The sequence below is a fragment of the Bacillus sp. MD-5 genome (assembly GCF_002201875.1).
GTDB lineage: Bacteria > Bacillota > Bacilli > Bacillales > Bacillaceae > Bacillus > Bacillus stercoris.
This window is the reverse complement of record NZ_CP021911.1, coordinates 670,900-689,295: the sequence shown is the minus strand read 5'-3', so window position 1 is coordinate 689,295 and position 18,396 is coordinate 670,900. Positions and strand designations below refer to the sequence as shown.

General features: G+C 49.1%; 13 protein-coding genes. 7 read left to right on the top strand and 6 right to left on the bottom strand.

What is annotated here, in order from left to right; genetic code table 11:
- Positions 1-12: 12 nt before the first annotated feature.
- From CDO84_RS03210 to CDO84_RS03195, 4 genes are all read right to left on the bottom strand, one after another.
- The gene (locus CDO84_RS03210; RefSeq protein WP_088299181.1) at positions 13-5,451 is read right to left on the bottom strand and encodes an NTTRR-F1 domain; all 5,439 of its coding nucleotides are present in this window, start codon (positions 5,449-5,451) and stop codon (positions 13-15) included.
- 373 nt (positions 5,452-5,824) lie between these two features.
- The gene (locus CDO84_RS03205; protein ID WP_040083848.1) at positions 5,825-7,261 is read right to left on the bottom strand and encodes an anion permease; all 1,437 of its coding nucleotides are present in this window, start codon (positions 7,259-7,261) and stop codon (positions 5,825-5,827) included.
- 126 nt (positions 7,262-7,387) lie between these two features.
- Positions 7,388-8,650, bottom strand: a complete 1,263-nt coding sequence (locus tag CDO84_RS03200; RefSeq protein WP_040083849.1) for a pectate lyase — start codon at positions 8,648-8,650, stop codon at positions 7,388-7,390.
- 193 nt (positions 8,651-8,843) lie between these two features.
- The gene (locus CDO84_RS03195) at positions 8,844-9,191 is read right to left on the bottom strand and encodes a YflT domain-containing protein (protein WP_014663177.1); all 348 of its coding nucleotides are present in this window, start codon (positions 9,189-9,191) and stop codon (positions 8,844-8,846) included.
- Positions 9,192-9,434: 243 nt separating this feature from the next.
- On the opposite strand from CDO84_RS03195, the gene CDO84_RS03185 reads away from it, so the two are divergent.
- The 6 genes from CDO84_RS03185 to CDO84_RS03160 all read left to right on the top strand — a co-directional run bounded on the left by CDO84_RS03185 (position 9,435) and on the right by CDO84_RS03160 (position 14,868).
- Entirely contained in the window at positions 9,435-9,803 is a 369-nt protein-coding gene (locus CDO84_RS03185) for a DUF3212 family protein (RefSeq protein WP_040083850.1), read from the top strand.
- A 108-nt stretch (positions 9,804-9,911) separates the two neighbouring features.
- A complete protein-coding gene (yfmC, locus tag CDO84_RS03180; protein WP_040083852.1) occupies positions 9,912-10,859 on the top strand; it encodes a Fe(3+)-citrate ABC transporter substrate-binding protein YfmC in 948 nt (315 codons plus the stop codon).
- Between the two features lie 72 nt (positions 10,860-10,931).
- Positions 10,932-11,933, top strand: coding sequence for a Fe(3+) dicitrate ABC transporter permease FecD (gene fecD / locus CDO84_RS03175; protein ID WP_040083854.1), 1,002 nt, complete (start codon positions 10,932-10,934; stop codon positions 11,931-11,933).
- Positions 11,930-12,931: a Fe(3+)-citrate ABC transporter permease YfmE gene (gene yfmE / locus CDO84_RS03170; protein ID WP_040083856.1), complete on the top strand. Its 1,002-nt coding sequence runs from the start codon at positions 11,930-11,932 to the stop codon at positions 12,929-12,931. Before fecD ends, yfmE begins: the two co-directional genes overlap by 4 nt.
- Before the next feature lie 12 nt (positions 12,932-12,943).
- Positions 12,944-13,744, top strand: a complete 801-nt coding sequence (gene yfmF, locus CDO84_RS03165) for a Fe(3+)-citrate ABC transporter ATP-binding protein YfmF (protein WP_040083858.1) — start codon at positions 12,944-12,946, stop codon at positions 13,742-13,744.
- Between the two features lie 104 nt (positions 13,745-13,848).
- Positions 13,849-14,868: an NADP-dependent oxidoreductase gene (locus tag CDO84_RS03160; RefSeq protein ID WP_040083859.1), complete on the top strand. Its 1,020-nt coding sequence runs from the start codon at positions 13,849-13,851 to the stop codon at positions 14,866-14,868.
- 47 nt (positions 14,869-14,915) lie between these two features.
- Here CDO84_RS03160 and CDO84_RS03155 read toward each other — a convergent pair whose 3' ends face one another.
- Together CDO84_RS03155 and CDO84_RS03150 are read right to left on the bottom strand one after the other, a co-directional pair.
- The gene (locus CDO84_RS03155) at positions 14,916-15,362 is read right to left on the bottom strand and encodes a GNAT family N-acetyltransferase (RefSeq protein WP_040083861.1); all 447 of its coding nucleotides are present in this window, start codon (positions 15,360-15,362) and stop codon (positions 14,916-14,918) included.
- Between the two features lie 69 nt (positions 15,363-15,431).
- Positions 15,432-16,562, bottom strand: a complete 1,131-nt coding sequence (locus CDO84_RS03150; RefSeq protein WP_040083862.1) for a DEAD/DEAH box helicase — start codon at positions 16,560-16,562, stop codon at positions 15,432-15,434.
- A 174-nt stretch (positions 16,563-16,736) separates the two neighbouring features.
- Between CDO84_RS03150 and CDO84_RS03145 the strand changes: the two genes are divergently transcribed.
- Positions 16,737-18,293 (top strand): ABC-F family ATP-binding cassette domain-containing protein, encoded by a 1,557-nt coding sequence (locus CDO84_RS03145; protein ID WP_014663168.1) that lies wholly within the window; start codon positions 16,737-16,739, stop codon positions 18,291-18,293.
- Positions 18,294-18,396 lie beyond the last annotated feature (103 nt).

Below are 18,396 nucleotides of genomic sequence, written 5' to 3'. Positions count from 1 at the left end.
TGCGTTTTGTGATTATACATACCTCACACCATTTGCTGCTCGAGTATCTGCGTAAACTGTTGTTACATTTGTCTGTGCTGTAATAATGACACTAATAGTATATACGTTGTTACCCGTACTAGTTGCAGTATCAACGTAAGTCGTGGAAATTACAAAACTTTGTGCCCCTGCGCCTGTTCCCGATCTAAAGAAAGGAACTTCTGTTAGCAATGTTCCATTTCTCCTTAGTCTGGTAGAACCACTAATCGTATAATTCGCTGTGGTGTTAGCAATAACATCTGCAGATAAGTCAATCTTTACTCTTTGACCACTTGTTATAGGAACAGTAAATGTGAGTATTGTTACTTCTGAATTCAATGGAGGATATATTTGCAGCTGTGTTGCCGTTTGGTCAAAGAAAATTTGTGAGGTTGGGCCGGTATCTCCGGTTGGGCCTGTTGGTCCTGTTGATCCGGTTGGTCCCGTTGATCCCGTTGGACCGGTTGGACCGGTTGATCCCGTTGCTCCTGTTGGTCCGGTTGATCCGGTTGATCCGGTTGATCCTGTTGGTCCCGTCGCTCCCGTTGATCCTGTTGGTCCTGTTGATCCGGTTGGTCCGGTTGGTCCCGTTGATCCTGTTGGACCGGTCACTCCAGTCGCTCCGGTTGGTCCCGTTGATCCCGTTGATCCGGTTGATCCGGTTGATCCCGTCGCTCCCGTTGATCCGGTTGCTCCGGTTGATCCCGTCGCTCCCGTTGATCCAGTCGCTCCGGTTGGTCCTGTCACTCCAGTGGCTCCTGTTGACCCTGTTGATCCGGTCACTCCAGTTGGTCCTGTTACTCCTGTTGATCCGGTTGATCCGGTTGCTCCGGTTGGTCCTGTTGGTCCGGTTGCTCCAGTTGATCCGGTTACTCCGGTTGCTCCTGTCTCTCCTGTTGGTCCTGTTACTCCAGTGGCTCCTGTTGATCCCGTTGCTCCTGTTGACCCTGTTGATCCGGTCGCTCCGGTTTCTCCTGTTGGTCCTGTCGCTCCGGTGGCCCCTGTTGATCCCGTCGCTCCTGTTGATCCCGTTGCTCCTGTTGACCCTGTTGATCCGGTCGCTCCGGTTTCTCCTGTTGGTCCTGTCGCTCCGGTGGCCCCTGTTGATCCTGTCGCTCCGGTTGATCCGGTTTCTCCGGTTGACCCTGTTGATCCCGTTACTCCGGTTGGTCCTGTTTCTCCTGTTGATCCTGTCGCTCCGGTTTCTCCTGTTGATCCTGTTGGTCCGGTTTCTCCGGTTGATCCTGTTGGTCCTGTCGCTCCAGTTGATCCTGTCGCTCCGGTTGATCCTGTTGATCCAGTAGCTCCGGTTGGTCCTGTTGATCCCGTCACTCCGGTTTCTCCCGTTGCTCCGGTTGATCCGGTTTCTCCTGTTGATCCTGTTGCTCCCGTTTCTCCGGTTGGACCTGTTGGTCCTGTTGCTCCTGTTGATCCTGTTGATCCCGTTGATCCCGTTGATCCGGTCGCTCCTGTTGGACCTGTTGGTCCGGTTTCTCCTGTTGGTCCTGTCGCTCCCGATTCTCCTGTTGATCCCGTTGCTCCAGTTACTCCTGTTTCACCTGTTGGACCTGTCACTCCAGTGGATCCTGTTGATCCCGTTGCTCCTGTTGGTCCTGTCGCTCCCGATTCTCCAGTTACTCCTGTTTCTCCTGTTGGACCTGTCACTCCAGTGGATCCTGTTGATCCCGTTGCTCCTGTTGGTCCTGTCGCTCCCGATTCTCCTGTTGATCCCGTTGCTCCAGTTACTCCTGTTTCTCCTGTTGGACCTGTCACTCCAGTGGATCCTGTTGATCCCGTTGCTCCTGTTGGTCCTGTTGATCCCGTCACTCCGGTTTCTCCCGTTGCTCCGGTTGCTCCTGTTGCTCCGGTCGCTCCCGTTGCTCCGGTTTCTCCTGTTGGTCCTGTCGCTCCCGTTGATCCTGTTGCTCCCGTTGATCCGGTTGGTCCGGTTTCTCCGGTTGGTCCGGTTGATCCTGTCGCTCCAGTTGCTCCGGTTGCTCCCGTTGCTCCTGTTGGTCCGGTTGATCCCGTCGCTCCTGTTGAACCCGTTGATCCCGTCGCTCCTGTTGGTCCGGTTACTCCGGTTGATCCTGTTGATCCGGTCGCTCCGATTGCTCCCGTTTCTCCTGTTGATCCTGTCGCTCCGGTTGATCCCGTCGCACCTGTTGAACCCGTCGATCCTGTCGCTCCTGTTGGACCTGTTGGTCCGGTTACTCCGGTTGATCCTGTTGGTCCCGTCGCTCCTGTTGATCCTGTTGATCCTGTTGGACCTGTTGGACCTGTCACTCCAGTGGCTCCAGTTGATCCTGTTGATCCGGTGGCCCCTGTTTCTCCGGTTGGACCTGTTGGTCCTGTCTCTCCCGTTGCTCCGGTTGCTCCGGTTGGTCCTGTCACTCCTGTTGCTCCGGTTTCTCCTGTTGGACCTGTCACTCCTGTTGCTCCGGTTTCTCCTGTTGGACCTGTCACTCCTGTTACTCCAGTGGCTCCGGTTGGTCCTGTCACTCCTGTTGCTCCGGTCACTCCCGTCGCTCCTGTTGATCCGGTCACTCCTGTTGATCCGGTCACTCCTGTTACTCCAGTAGCTCCAGTTGATCCGGTTTCTCCCGTCGCTCCTGTTACTCCAGTTGATCCAGTTGATCCCGTTGCTCCTGTTGATCCGGTTTCTCCAGTTGATCCTGTTGATCCCGTCGCTCCTGTTGATCCTGTTTCTCCAGTTGGACCTGTCACTCCAGTGGCTCCAGTTGATCCGGTTTCTCCTGTTGCCCCGGTTGCTCCCGTTGATCCGGTCACTCCCGTTGGTCCTGTTACTCCAGTAGCTCCTGTTGATCCGGTCACTCCCGTTGCTCCTGTTACTCCAGTTGATCCTGTTGATCCTGTTGATCCCGTCGCTCCTGTTGATCCTGTCGCTCCGGTTGGACCTGTTGGTCCGGTTTCTCCGGTTGCTCCTGTTGCTCCCGTCACTCCGGTTTCTCCTGTTGATCCCGTTGCTCCTGTCGCTCCGGTTGGACCTGTTGGTCCGGTTTCTCCGGTTGCTCCTGTTACTCCAGTTGATCCTGTTGATCCAGTAGCTCCCGTTGATCCGGTCACTCCTGTTGGTCCGGTTGATCCGGTCGCTCCTGTTGGACCGGTTGGTCCTGTCACTCCGGTTACTCCAGTGGCTCCGGTTGGTCCTGTCACTCCTGTTGCTCCGGTCACTCCCGTCGCTCCTGTTGATCCTGTTGATCCTGTTGGACCTGTCACTCCAGTGGCTCCAGTTGATCCTGTTGATCCGGTGGCCCCTGTTTCTCCGGTTGGACCTGTTGGTCCTGTCTCTCCCGTTGCTCCGGTTGCTCCTGTTGGTCCTGTCACTCCTGTTGCTCCGGTTTCTCCTGTTGGACCTGTCACTCCTGTTGCTCCCGTTTCTCCTGTTGGACCTGTCACTCCTGTTACTCCAGTGGCTCCGGTTGGTCCTGTCACTCCTGTTGCTCCGGTCACTCCCGTCGTTCCTGTTGATCCGGTCACTCCTGTTGCTCCGGTCACTCCTGTTACTCCAGTAGCTCCAGTTGATCCGGTTTCTCCCGTCGCTCCTGTTACTCCAGTTGCTCCAGTTGATCCCGTTGCTCCTGTTACTCCAGTTGATCCTGTTGATCCAGTAGCTCCCGTTGATCCGGTTTCTCCCGTCGCTCCGGTCACTCCTGTTGGTCCGGTTGATCCGGTTGCTCCTGTTGGTCCTGTCGCTCCTGTTGCTCCCGTTGATCCGGTTTCTCCCGTCGCTCCGGTCACTCCTGTTGCTCCGGTTGCACCCGTTGGTCCTGTTGGTCCCGTCGCTCCAGTTGCTCCGGTTGATCCTGTTGGTCCCGTCGCTCCCGTTAATCCTGTTGATCCTGTTGGACCTGTTGGTCCGGTTTCTCCGGTTGATCCTGTTGCTCCGGTTTCTCCAGTTGGACCTGTCACTCCTGTTGATCCTGTCGCTCCAGTTGCTCCGGTTGGTCCCGTTGATCCTGTTGGTCCGGTTTCTCCTGTTGGACCTGTTGGACCTGTCGCTCCGGTTGATCCCGTTGCTCCTGTTGATCCGGTCACTCCTGTTGATCCGGTCACTCCTGTTGCTCCGGTTGCTCCGGTTGGTCCCGTTGGTCCTGTCGCTCCTGTTGGACCCGTTGGTCCTGTTGGTCCTGTCGCTCCGGTGGCCCCTGTTTCTCCCGTTGCTCCGGTTGGACCAGTTGATCCGGTTGATCCTGTTGGACCTGTTGAACCAGTTTCTCCTGTTGCTCCTGTTGGTCCGGTCACTCCGGTAGCTCCCGTTGATCCTGTCGCTCCGGTTTCTCCTGTTGCTCCGGTCGCACCCGTTGGTCCTGTTACTCCAGTAGCTCCGGTTGGACCTGTTGCTCCGGTTTCTCCAGTAGCTCCGGTTGGACCTGTTGCTCCGGTTTCTCCAGTTGGACCTGTCACTCCAGTCGCTCCAGTTGCCCCTGTTGATCCTGTTGATCCTGTTGCTCCCGTCGCTCCAGTTGCTCCTGTTACTCCAGTTGCTCCTGTTGCTCCTGTTGGTCCCGTCGCTCCTGTTGATCCTGTTGGACCGGTCACTCCAATTGCTCCAGTTGGACCTGTTGGTCCGGTTTCTCCTGTTGCTCCAGTTGGTCCTGTCGCTCCGGTTTCTCCTGTTGCTCCCGTCGCTCCGGTTGATCCTGTCTCTCCTGTTGGACCGGTCACTCCAATTGCTCCAGTTGGACCTGTTGGTCCGGTTTCTCCCGTTGCTCCGGTTGGCCCCGTTGATCCTGTCGCTCCGGTTTCTCCCGTTGCTCCGGTTGGCCCCGTTGATCCTGTCGCTCCAGTTGATCCTGTCGCTCCGGTTGCACCAGTTGTTCCTGTTGATCCGGTTGCTCCTGTTGCTCCGGTTGGTCCCGTTGGACCTGTCGCTCCGGTGGCCCCTGTTGCTCCTGTCGCTCCTGTCACTCCCGTTTCTCCAGTTGGACCCATCGGGCCTGTTGGTCCAATCCCACCAACAGAATCTATTAAAGAAATATCATCAATCAATACAGATCCAAACGAAGCCTTACTAATAACAACTACAGCACTTACTGCATCTACAGGTGTTTGTATTGTTCTATAGATTTCATTCCATGTATTTAAAGTGAGATTTGGCAAATTCCCGGCTGTAATAATAATCTCCTGTCCGCCTTCAATCTCTTCTCCTTCTCTGTTAACAAATAAAATTTGTATCGTTACTTGGGGACTTGGGTTATTCCCCATTCTTCCAAGTGAAACGATGAATGTAAGAGATTGTCCAGAAATAACAGGGATAATTTGGCCTAAAAAAGCATACGGCTGGCTGCTGATAAACTGCGCTGAATATCTTCCAGAGTGGGCAAAATTATTGATAACAGACACATTTGCAGAGACCCATCCCGTCAAATTGCCCGTTTCAAATCCTCCATTTACAATCACATCATTCACTCAACTTCATTCCCCGCTATCTTTAAATAGTTCCAGGTAGTATATGCAGGAAATACGCCATTCGTCTTTCACTTCGCTCAGCAAAATAAAAAAAGGTGATTGTCCTTGCATCACCTTTTTTGCTTATATTTTATATATTCTGTTGTGTCAAAAAACCCGGTGAGCTCCACATGCCGCTAGCCCCCAAAAGCACCAGTTATTTCTCACTGGATTATGGATTGCCCAGGTTAATCATAGTTTTCAGTCTATTTTCTCAGTTCGTTGCTTTTCCTGATATCGGCTTTTCATATGCCGATTGCTATAGTAGACTCCTCCCACTATGATGTAATGTGGGGCAACACAAAAAAGGCAGACCGCGTCTGCCTTTTTCTTTCTACCATATTCCTAGTACTTTCCACCATAATCCGCCGATCACAAGCCATACGATGATATGAACAATCGACAGGATAAATCCGATGGACCACCATTTGCCTTGCGGGATATAGCCTGCTCCGAAGAAGACCGGGGCCGCTCCAGAACCGTAGTGGGTCGTTGATCCAAACAGGTTGCTGAAGAACGCGAGACTCAGCGCTGCTAAAAGCGGCGGTGCGCCCGCTGCCACGACCACAGCCAAAAATGCAGAATACATCGCACTAATGTGTGCTGTCGCACTCGCAAAGAAATAGTGTGAATAGAAATACACAACAATTAGGATTAAGAATGCTACAATCCAAGAGAATCCTGATACTGAGGATTTCATGGCGTTACTGAACCAAGACACCATGCCTAATTCATTCAGGAAGTTGGCCAGCATGACAAGCGCCGCAAACCAAGTGAGCGTATCCCAAGCGCCCTGTTCCTTTTTGATATCATCCCAAGTCAGAACCTGTGATAATAAGAGAACGGCCAAACCGATCAATGCGGTTGTGGTTGCGTCGATGTTGAAGCTGCCGCCAAAAATCCACAGCACAAGCACTAAAAGAAATACAATAACCATGGAAAGTTCTGATTTTTTGAACGGTCCCATTTCTTTCAGTTTTTCTGTTGCGATTTTCGCTGCATCCGGTGTTTCTTTAATTTCCGGCGGGTACAGTTTGTAAATCACAAGCGGCGTGATGATTAAGCTTACAAGTCCCGGTACAATCGCGGCAATTGCCCAGCTTGTCCATGTTAAGTCCACCCCTGCGACATCATGGGCCAGTTTGGCAATCAGCGGGTTCGCCGCCATCGCTGTCAGGAACATAGCAGATGTGATCAGGTTCCCCTGAAAGCCGGTTTTTAATAAGAATGCACCGATTTTTCTCTCTGTTCCATTTGCCGGGCTTGATCCGAATGTTTCGGATAATGATCTGATAATAGGAAATATAATGCCTCCTGCACGCGCCGTATTACTTGGGATGGCAGGTGAAAGTATTAAATCACTGAACAGCAGTGAATAAGAAAGTCCAAGGGTTTTTTTCCCGAATTTCTGAACGAATACATACGAAATTCTCGCACCGAGCCCGGTTTTGATAAATCCCCGGGAAATAAAGAATGCGATCACGATAAGCCAAATGGTCTTATTCCCGAATCCGCTTAATGTATCCTCAATGGATAGTGTTCCAGTTAGTGCAGTAACCGCCAATGCAAAAATTGCAATTGCACCCATTGGCAAGGGCTTGGAGATAAAGCCGATAATTGTCGCGACAAAAATCGCAAACAAATGCCAAGCTTTAGGTTCAAGTCCGGACGGAGCGGGAATAAACCAGATGATTAGTCCCACAGCGACAGTAATAAGCAATGGAACAAGCTTTACTGCTGACTGTTTTCCTGCGTCTTTTTCTGAAGCCATAAATAGGTCTCCTCCTATATACTTGTTTTCCGATCCCCTTTTCCATTCTACTCCTTAACTAAGTTAATAAACATTTTAATTAATTAAAAAACACAAAGGTTAGCATCCTTTGTGTTTTTCACTTTCTTAATTTAATTTACCCGCACCCGCTTGATTTATAACATTCGATTTCACATTAGCAGAAGCATCAATCGATCCATGCAGAGACGGCGTCCAGCCGACAGAAGAGCTCAGCCCGTTTGCAGCCGATGCGTTGATCTGTGCGCCGTTCAGCAATGTGCCTGAGTCATATAAAGCCGTTCCCCCGCTGAACACGCTGATCGTTTTAGCAGCTGACAGTCCCGGTACGTCAATGACATTGTTTTGGGCATAGATTTTAGAAGACTTTCCGATTCCCCACGCGTAACTGAAAGGATAACTTGAAGAGCTTGTGCTTCCTTCATAATAGTTGTTGTACACGTGCACTTGCCCGAAGCGGACTCTCGGCGCGCGCTGGACAATATTTTTATAGAGGTTATGATGCAGCGTAATTTTTAATTTGCCGTCATCAGAGGTTTTGCTGTCACTCGATCCGAAGATGGAGCTTTTATCATGATCGTGATAATAGTTGTAAGACATCGTAATATAGTTAGCACCGTTGGAAGCATCCGTTTGGCCGTCATGGTGCTGATATTTTCTTCCATAATATTTCGGTGATGTGCTGTCCGGACGCGAGCCGTCGTTAAACGTACAGTGATCGATCCAAATGTGCGTGCCGCCGTTTATCGTGATGTTGTCGTATTGTGAGTTCCAGTTCCCTGAGCTTCCGTCAGTCGGATCCCATTGCGGAAAATAATCATAGGCATCCTGGAATTCAATGTTGCGGATAATGACGTTATCACTCTTGATTTGGAAATTTCCGCCCACGACTTTGGCGTTAGTCCCTGAACCGACGATTGTCGTGTTTGCAGGAATATCCACCATGACCCGTGCTTTTTGGTTTTTTTGAGAGCGTGCTCTCGCTTCTTCTTGTGTGCCCGACGGCTCTTTTTTGCCCCACGTGCTAGGATCATAGGCTTTCAAATATTTGTCCAAATCGTACTCCGGATCTTTATAGTCATTTAGGCCAAGCGGCTTCAGATTGTCATCTACGTTCATGTCAATCGTTCCCTTGATATAAATGATTTTTGGTGTTGTGTTGGTATCCTTCCCTAATGCCGAGACAAGCTGGTTTCTGTTGCTGACGGTATACACATTCGAAGATGACGCTTTTGATCCGCCTGTCGTACCGGTTGAGTAGGCGCCCCAGCCATCATTTGATCCTAACGTCTGGTGGCCTAAATCAGCTGCGTTCGCGCCAGCTGGAGTCAACCCTAAAAACAGAGCCGTAGCTAACATCACTTTTTTCATTCACTATGTACCCCCATTTTCTGTTTTGTGAGATTTTATTCCAATTTCTCACAAAAATATAATAGCAAATTGAGGGACATCCAGAACCGAAAATGTTCCGCTATCTTATTGCGGCATTCTGCAGAAGATCCGCCGCAAAGACCGCAAAAAAACCAAAAGGCCGCCATTGGCCCTTTGGTTTTTTTCCCCTGCTTTATGCCCAAGCTTTCACTTTTTCGTTATCTGTCACAAAGAGAAGCACTTTTCCTTCATCTAAGCGTTTTTCAAATTGAGCGGCTTCATCTTCAGAAAAACCGATTTCGTGAATTTTATTGCGGAGCTCGTCTCCTTTTTTATTGAAGATATTTCCTACCGCGTGCTTCAAACCTGTTTCTTTGGCTCCGATCGTGTTGGCATTCGTGTTGTCTGCCAGGCGTTCCGTTCTGTCATCGTCGTGAGCTAAGACGTATACATCCTCTTTCGCCACACCCATTTGCTGTAATTCCTCTACATCCTTCATGAGCTGTTCGTCATTTGTATACTCTTTTACAACTGGTTTCATTTCGATATTCCTCCTTCTTGTTTTCTATATTTCTTTCATACCCGTTCGTCTGTACCTGAAACAGATTCCAGAACATTGAAGAGAAAAACAGGAAGAATGGTAGTAGCTATTTATTTTCCGTCCATGGTAAAGTGATAGGACCGGGACCCATTTTCAGAAAAGTCAAAATCTAAGAGAAGCCGCTGCACGGAGCACACGACCATGAATTGCTGCCTTTATCCGTACGAGCAGGAGGTATGTCTAATGCAATATTTTTCACCAGAACAGCAATACAATGCTTGGATTGTAAGTGATTTAGTCAAACAGATTTTCCATAAGCGTGCCGGATGTTCGCCAGGAATTCACGAGCTTGCAGTTTTTACCGAGGAGCATTTTGATATCGATATCGACTTTGTTTTCTCGATTATTATGAATATCGGCGATATTGAGTTTGCGCTTGCGGACGAAATAGAAATGAAATTGTCCGGTTATCTCAACACTCTCCTCCCTTATGTCACTGCTGAGATGTTCGAAACCTCTAAAGCCAATGCCCATGCGTTTTTGTCTCGAAGACACGGTAACGCTGCATACCACTTATTTGTATCTGATGATGCTTTTATGAGAAAGCAGTGAAAAAGCGGCTTTCTTTACTAAAAAAATATTGACATGATAAGCCATGCTATTATAGTGTTACATGTGATAATGATTCTCATTACTAAAACTAAAAAAAGGAAGAATGACATGCGCACCTATTCTAACAAGTTGATTGCCATCATGAGTGTTTTATTGCTCGCCTGCCTCATTGTATCCGGCTGTTCATCAAGCCAGAATAACAACGGAAGCAGCGGAAGCAAGTCTAAGGATTCCAGAGTGATCCATGACGAAGAAGGAAAAACGACAATAAGCGGCACACCTAAGCGGGTGGTTGTGCTTGAGCTTTCATTCTTGGATGCCGTTCACAATCTCGGCATTACGCCGGTGGGCATCGCCGATGACAACAAAAAAGATATGATTAAAAAGCTTGTCGGCAGCTCCATTGATTACACATCTGTAGGCACACGCAGCGAACCGAATCTTGAGGTCATCAGTTCCTTGAAGCCTGATTTAATCATCGCTGACGCTGAGCGCCATAAAAACATTTATAAACAGCTGAAAAAAATCGCCCCGACGATTGAATTAAAAAGCCGTGAAGCGACATATGACGAAACGATCGACAGCTTTACGACCATTGCAAAAGCATTAAATAAAGAAGATGAAGGAAAAGAAAAGCTTTCCGATCACAAAAAAGTCATCAACGGCCTGAAAGCCGAACTTCCGAAAGATGAAAACCGCAACATCGTTCTCGGCGTTGCAAGAGCGGATTCCTTCCAGCTTCATACATCATCATCCTATGACGGAGAAATCTTTAAAATGCTCGGCTTTACACACGCTGTGAAGTCAGATAACGCCTATCAAGAGGTCAGCCTCGAGCAATTGAGCAAAATCGATCCTGATATTTTGTTCATCTCAGCCAACGAAGGCAAGACCATTGTAGATGAATGGAAAACGAACCCGCTCTGGAAAAATCTCAAAGCGGTGAAAAATGGACAAGTCTATGATGCGGACCGTGACATCTGGACAAGATTCAGAGGCATCAAGTCTAGTGAAACAAGCGCCAAAGATGTGCTTAAAAAAGTGTATAATAAATAGGACAAATGAGAAGCGAGGGGAAATCCTTGCTTCTTCGTTTTTGCAACCAGACGCAGTAAGGAAGTGAGACTGTTGTATCATTCAGCCAAACGGCGCTCATCATCAAGACTGATGATGTTCATCATTGCACTGATCATTTTTATATTTGGGCTTGGGCTGAATCTTTCAGTAGGAGCCTCAGACATCGGCATCATAGATTCATTGAAATATCTTTTTGTATGGGACGGTTCAAAGGAACAGCTCATCATCTCTACTCTTCGCCTTCCCCGCACATTAATCGGCGTTTTTGTCGGCGCCAGCCTAGCTGTAGCAGGGGCGCTAATGCAGGCTATGACGAGAAACCCTCTGGCTTCACCCCAAATTTTCGGTGTGAATGCGGGTGCATCGCTTTTTGTCGTTGCTTCTCTCGTCATTCTGCCGGCATCGCCCTATTCTTCTGTTCTTTTCGCTTTTGCGGGTGCGGCGGCAGGCGGCGCGATTGTGTATATGATTGCCTCATCCGGCGGCATGACACCTGTCAAACTGGCGCTGTCAGGAATGGCCGTGCACTTGTTCCTCTCCTCCATGACACAGGCCATCATTATTTTAAATGAGTCAGGTGAGGATGTTCTGTACTGGATGACAGGCGCAATCGACGGCAGCAACTGGCAGGACGTCTTGACCATCGCTCCGTTTTCTGTCATTGGCATCGGGCTTGCTCTCGTATTTTCCGGTTCTATTTCTGTTCTCGGTCTCGGAGACGAAACAGCAAAAGGGCTTGGACAAAATATGAACGGCATCCGGATTCTGATCAGTTTGATTATTTTAATCCTTTCCGGCGCTTCCGTAGCCGTCGCCGGGCCGATTGGCTTTGTCGGGCTGCTCGTCCCGCATATTGTCCGCAAGCTGATCGGAGAACATTATCAATACGTGCTTCCGTTTTCGGCACTGTTCGGTGCCATTTTGCTGGTGTACGCAGATGTTCTGGCCAGATGGATTGCATTTCCTTATGAATCACCGGTCGGCATTGTCACCGCGATTATCGGAACGCCGTTTTTCTTATATTTGGCAAGGAAAGGGCGACACTTGAAATGAAGAAAACAACCAGAAAACAAAAACGCCCCTTGCTGGCGATACTCATATTGGCCGTGATTTTGATCGTTCTGTCCGTCATCAGCATCGGAATCGGTGCATTATACATTTCACCTGAGGCGGTGGTGACGAATTTGCTGGGTCTGGATCATTCCTTTGAATTTATCATCCAGCAATATCGGCTTCCCCGCATTATCTTAGCGATTTTGGCCGGTGCAGGTCTTGCCGCTGCCGGAGCAATTTTACAGGGCGTGATCCGAAATCCGCTTGCTTCCCCGGACGTTGTCGGCATTTCAAAAGGGTCAGGACTTGCGGCGATGGCTGTGATTCTCATCTTTCCTGAGTCGCCGGTATACGTGCTTCCGTTCTCCGCATTTGCCGGAGCAGCCATTATTGCTGTACTATTGTTAATGATAGCCCGAAAAAAGAGCATTCAGCCCTCTTCACTGGCTTTATCAGGCATTGCCTTAGGCGCGGTCTGCCACGCCGGAATGCAATATATGATGGTCAAGTTTCCGGGCGACGTGAATGCTGCACTCATTTGGCTGACAGGCAGCCTCTGGGGAAGAAACTGGGAAGAAGTCAAGCTGCTTGCGCCATGGCTTTTGATTCTTTTTCCGATCGTCTGCATTCTCATACCGAAGCTGGATCTTATGTCACTCGGTGATGAGCTTGCGCAGGGTCTCGGAGAAAACGCAAACCGGCTGAGATTCATCCTGATTTTCACCGCGGTTGCGCTGGCGGGAAGCTGTGTAGCCGTCGTCGGCTCAATCGGTTTTATCGGCTTGCTTGCTCCGCATATTGCCAGACGGCTTGCCGGAGAAAAAGCTAAATATTTACTGCCTGCATCGGCATTGATTGGTGCTATTATATTATTAATTGCAGATACTCTAGGGCGCGGCCTCATGCCTCCGGTTGAAATACCTGCCGGAATACTGACAGCCGTGATTGGCGCGCCTTATTTCTTATATTTATTGAAATTCGAAGCGAGGAAACAGTAGGGAGAGGATACCATGGGAAAACTGGCTGCAGACCAGCTCACTCTTTCATATGACAGCACAGTGATTATTGACGGAGTCGACTTAAAGATAGAAGAAGGAAAAATCACTGCGCTCATCGGCGCCAATGGCTGCGGTAAATCAACAATCCTCAAATCGCTCGCCAGGCTGATGGCCCCGAAAAGCGGTACAGTGCTATTAGAAGGAAAAGACATCCACCGCCAGCCGTCAAAAGAAGTCGCAAAAAAACTGGCCATTCTTCCACAATCTCCTCAGGCTCCTGAAGGATTGACGGTAGAGGAATTATGCTATTTTGGCAGACATCCTCACAAAAAGCTGTTATCCAAGCATACCCAAGAGGATCACGACATGGTAGAGTGGGCGCTGGAAGCAACGGGAATGATCGAGCTGAAGGAGCGGACGCTGGACGCCCTCTCAGGCGGCCAAAGACAAAGAGCTTGGATTTCCATGGCACTTGCCCAAGGAACCGATTTGCTTTTGCTTGATGAGCCGACCACGTACTTAGACATTTCACATCAAATTGAAGTGCTTGAGCTGCTGAAAAAGCTGAACCGCGATCATGGCCGCACCATTGTCATGGTGCTCCATGATTTAAACCAAGCCGCTCAATATGCTGACTATCTGATCAGTGTGCTGGATGGAAAAATATATAATGCCGGAACGCCGGAAGATGTATTTACCCAGCCATTTTTCCGTGAAGTCTTCGGCTTGGAATGCTGCATCATGAGAAGCCCGATCGACCAGAAGCCAATGTGTCTGCCGACGGGACTGTGCCCGAAATTACGGGCGAAATGAAAAGGAGAGGTAGATCCTCTCCTTTTTATTTTGCCAGCTTACCTTTTGTATTTCCTCTCCTGTCCATGTTACAGTGGTGTCAACCAAGTGATAGGAGGATGAAAATGACAGCATCTCAGCAGCAAATTCAATTAGCAAGACGTCCGCAAGGTGTTCCTGTTCATGAAGACTTTCGCTTTGAAACCGTTCCGGTTCCTGAACCGAAGCAAGGGGAAGTGCTTGTCAAAACGCTATATATATCGGTTGACCCCTATATGCGCGGCCGTATGCAGGATACGAAATCATATGTTGAGCCATTCGCTTTAAATGAAGCGCTCTCTGGCGGGGTTATCGCTGAAGTTGTGTCAGACGGGAATCATCTCAAAAAAGGCGATATCATCATCGAAAACCTCAGCTGGCAGGAATATTCCGCGGTAAGCGAGTCTGCCTTGCGAAAAATTGATACAAGCCTTGCTCCCGCTTCTGCCTATCTCGGCATTTTGGGGATGACCGGCTTAACGGCATACTTCGGATTGCTGGACATCGGGCGCCCGAAGGAAGGCGAAACCGTGGTTGTCTCCGGAGCTGCGGGAGCCGTCGGTTCAACAGTCGGGCAAATTGCCAAAATCAAAGGCGCGCGAGTTGTCGGTATCGCGGGCTCTGATGAAAAAATCGACTATTTAAAACAGAAGCTTCAGTTTGACGAAGCCATCAATTACAAAACAGCGGATGATATCCAAAAAGCGCTTCAAGACGCATGTCCTGACGGTGTCGATGTGTATTTTGACAATGTCGGCGGACCGATTTCAGACGCGGTCATAAATCTGCTCAATGAATTTGCCCGCATTCCGGTGTGCGGCGCCATTTCTTCCTACAATGCAGAAAGCGAAGCAGATGACATGGGCCCGCGTGTGCAATCAAAGCTGATTAAAACCAAGTCGCTGATGCAAGGCTTTATCGTCAGCGACTACTCCGATCGTTTTCCTGAGGGAGCAAAACAGCTGGCCGAATGGCTGAAGGCTGGTAAACTCCATTACGAGGAAACCATCATAGAAGGCTTCGAAAATATTCCTGACGCGTTTCTCGGCTTATTTAAGGGAGAAAATAAAGGGAAACAGCTGATCAAGGTCAGCGATCCGAGCTGAAGATGAAAACGGGAGGGCTTTTTGCCCTCCTTTTGTGTTTATTGAGGTCAGCTGCGAAAAATCAGCGTAAGAAAACCATCTTCATCTGGTTTCGTATCCTCCAAAATGAACCCCGCTGCTTGAAAGCAGGCTAAACTGCTTCGATTGTCTTCTTCGATGCATGCCACCCATTCCCGCACTTTAGTAAAATCAGGTTCGGTCAGCAGCTTTTGTAATATCCGTTTCCCGTACCCTTGAAGCCGGTACAAAGGATTGACGATCAATCCAATATACGTCCGCTCCTCCCCGAACTCAATAACGGCCATTCCTGCCGGCAGCTGCCCATCATACGCCATGATGATGGTATCGTGTTCATCTTTATTTACTCGTGCATACCACTCATCTAATGGCAGCATCCCATCCATTCTCCGCCTGGTATCCTCATTTTCAAACCAGTGTTCAAGGATTTTAAGCTCTGGCTCTTTCACTGCTTGAAACCTGTCTATTGAAGCCATCTTCCCACCTCCGCGCGAAACCTTTTCTATTATTTTACAACAAAAAAGAAGGGCTTTTCGCCCTCCTTTTTATTTCGTCTTCAGTTTTCCGCCTGCATACACAGCTTCACTCAGCTCAACACCAAGCTTCTTCGCCGTTTTTTTCAGCTTTGATTCCTCCAATTTTGTCACAAGGCTCAGCACGTTGCCTTCTTTTCCGGCCCGGCCTGTTCGTCCTGATCTGTGTACATAGCCATCTTCATCAGGAATATCAGCATGAATCACGTATGGTAGGTTTTCAATGTCTAAGCCGCGTGCGGCAATGTCAGTCGCCAATAAAAGCGGGAACTCTCCGTCTTCGAATGCGGCAATGATTTTAGCCCGCTCCATTTTTTTCGCTTCGCTGTGCAAAACGCCGAGTTCAACGTGGTGATATGCCAGCTTTTCGGCATATACGCTCAGGTTGCCGATATCTCTCACAAATACGAGCGCCTGCATGCCTTCAAGCCTTGACAGCTTTTGCAGCAGCTTTACTTTGTCACGCTGGTCGCAAATGAGATATTGATGCTTCACTTTCCCAGCTTCCGTCTTGCTTCGCTGCACCTTCAACACCTCAGGCTCTTGCGCCAATTCGCGGAGCACGTCCTCTGTTTCCTTTTTGAGGGTGGCTGAGAAACAAAGAAGCTGGCGGTCTCTCAATGTTGTCTTAATGATTTGCTTAATCGTTTCGCGATGCTCCGGCAGGACGAGCTGATCCGTTTCATCAAGCACGATCGTTTTCACTTCATGCATTTTGAGTTTTTTTGCTTTAATCAGTTCAAATACCCTGCCCGGCGTGCCGACGATGATATGCGGGTGTTTTTTCAGCTTTTCAACCTGCTTCTTCACATTCGCCCCGCCGATTAAGGAAGCGGCGCGCAGCTCTGAGCCCGCTTTCCAATCCTGAATCACTTGAAAAATCTGCATGACCAGCTCACGCGAAGGCGCTAAAATGACTGCCTGCGGATGCTTCTGGTCCGGCTTGATCCGCTCCAAGACCGGCAGCGCATACGCCAGCGTCTTCCCTGTGCCTGTCGGCGATTCCGCGATGACATCCTTTCCGTCCATGATCAGCTGGGCAGCCTGCTCCTGTACAGGAGTTGGCTTTTGAAAGCCGGAAGCATTCCAATTCTCTTGTATAAATGATTGTGCATTATGTAAAAATGGCCAAGTTTGCGTCATTTTTGTTCTCCTCAATTCCTGAAATCTACTCCATAGTATCTCAAAACCTCGCCCGGAACGCAATTTTTCTTTTTCTTTCCTATACCTTTCAACATTCCGAATCCTCCTTTATAATCAAAAGGGTGAATATTACACGCCGATTGAGCGTGTTTGATAAACGATAGAGGTGTAAACATGAGTATTTTATCTGTAAAGGATTTAAGCCACGGCTTCGGTGACCGGGCCATTTTTAATAACGTCTCCTTCCGCCTGTTAAAAGGCGAGCACGTCGGGCTGATCGGCGCAAACGGTGAAGGAAAATCAACCTTCATGAATATTATTACCGGAAAGCTTGAACCTGATGAGGGAAAAGTCGAGTGGTCAAAAAATGTCCGTGTCGGCTATCTTGACCAGCATACCGTGCTTGAAAAAGGAAAATCCATTCGTGACGTCCTGAAAGACGCGTTCCATTATTTATTTGCGATGGAAGAGGAAATGAACGAGATTTACAACAAAATGGGTGAAGCTGATCCCGACGAGCTCGAGAAGCTGCTTGAAGAAGTCGGCGTGATTCAAGACGCGCTGACGAACAATGATTTTTATGTTATTGATTCCAAAGTGGAAGAAATCGCCCGCGGCCTCGGCTTGAGTGATATCGGTTTAGAGCGCGATGTCACTGATCTAAGCGGCGGACAGCGCACAAAGGTTCTTCTCGCCAAGCTGCTTCTTGAAAAGCCGGAAATTCTGCTTCTCGATGAGCCGACCAACTATCTTGATGAACAGCATATTGAATGGCTGAAACGCTACCTGCAGGAATACGAGAACGCGTTCATCCTGATTTCCCACGATATTCCGTTCTTAAATAGCGTCATCAACCTGATTTATCACGTTGAAAATCAAGAGCTGACACGCTATGTCGGCGACTACCATCAGTTTATGGAAGTCTACGAGGTGAAGAAACAGCAGCTTGAAGCGGCCTATAAAAAGCAGCAGCAGGAAGTCGCAGAGCTGAAGGATTTCGTTGCCCGCAACAAAGCGCGTGTCAGCACGAGAAACATGGCGATGTCCCGCCAAAAGAAACTCGATAAGATGGATATGATCGAGCTTGCGGCAGAAAAGCCAAAGCCGGAATTCCACTTCAAGCCGGCGAGAACGTCAGGCAAGCTGATTTTCGAAACGAAGGATCTCGTGATCGGTTACGATTCCCCGCTGTCCCGTCCGCTCAACCTCCGCATGGAGCGCGGCCAAAAAATCGCCCTATACGGCGCGAATGGGATCGGAAAAACGACGTTGCTGAAAAGTTTACTTGGCGAGATCCAGCCGCTCGAAGGTTCGGTTGAACGCGGCGAGCACATCTATACCGGCTATTTCGAGCAAGAGGTCAAGGAAACAAACAACAATACGTGCATTGAAGAGGTATGGAGCGAATTCCCTTCATATACGCAGTATGAAATCCGTGCCGCTCTCGCAAAATGCGGACTGACGACAAAGCATATCGAAAGCCGCGTCTCCGTATTAAGCGGAGGCGAAAAAGCGAAAGTCAGATTGTGCAAGCTAATCAATTCAGAAACAAACCTGTTAGTGCTCGATGAGCCGACAAACCACTTGGATGTCGATGCCAAGGAAGAGCTCAAGCGCGCCCTCAAAGAATACAAAGGCTCGATTCTGCTTATTTCCCACGAGCCAGAGTTTTATATGGATATCGCGACAGAAACATGGAACTGCGAGTCTTGGACGACGAAAGTGCTTTAAACCGAAGAAAACCCGCCTGCTGAAGGGCGGGTTTTTTACTGCCATTTTTCCTGAACGATTCTCAAAAGCTCTCTGTCTTTTAAAATGAGCTGCAATGGCGATG

Bases quoted from the DNA above. Each gene is read 5' to 3' on its own strand.
- CDO84_RS03205 (WP_040083848.1), bottom strand. From the start codon at position 7,261: ATGGCTTCAGAAAAAGACGCAGGAAAACAGTCAGCAGTAAAGCTTGTT.
- CDO84_RS03200 (WP_040083849.1), bottom strand. From the start codon at position 8,650: ATGAAAAAAGTGATGTTAGCTACGGCTCTGTTTTTAGGGTTGACTCCA.
- CDO84_RS03195 (WP_014663177.1), bottom strand. From the start codon at position 9,191: ATGAAACCAGTTGTAAAAGAGTATACAAATGACGAACAGCTCATGAAG.
- CDO84_RS03185 (WP_040083850.1), top strand. From the start codon at position 9,435: ATGCAATATTTTTCACCAGAACAGCAATACAATGCTTGGATTGTAAGT.
- yfmC (WP_040083852.1), top strand. From the start codon at position 9,912: ATGCGCACCTATTCTAACAAGTTGATTGCCATCATGAGTGTTTTATTG.
- yfmE (WP_040083856.1), top strand. From the start codon at position 11,930: ATGAAGAAAACAACCAGAAAACAAAAACGCCCCTTGCTGGCGATACTC.
- yfmF (WP_040083858.1), top strand. From the start codon at position 12,944: ATGGGAAAACTGGCTGCAGACCAGCTCACTCTTTCATATGACAGCACA.
- CDO84_RS03160 (WP_040083859.1), top strand. From the start codon at position 13,849: ATGACAGCATCTCAGCAGCAAATTCAATTAGCAAGACGTCCGCAAGGT.
- CDO84_RS03155 (WP_040083861.1), bottom strand. From the start codon at position 15,362: ATGGCTTCAATAGACAGGTTTCAAGCAGTGAAAGAGCCAGAGCTTAAA.
- CDO84_RS03150 (WP_040083862.1), bottom strand. From the start codon at position 16,562: ATGACGCAAACTTGGCCATTTTTACATAATGCACAATCATTTATACAA.
- CDO84_RS03145 (WP_014663168.1), top strand. From the start codon at position 16,737: ATGAGTATTTTATCTGTAAAGGATTTAAGCCACGGCTTCGGTGACCGG.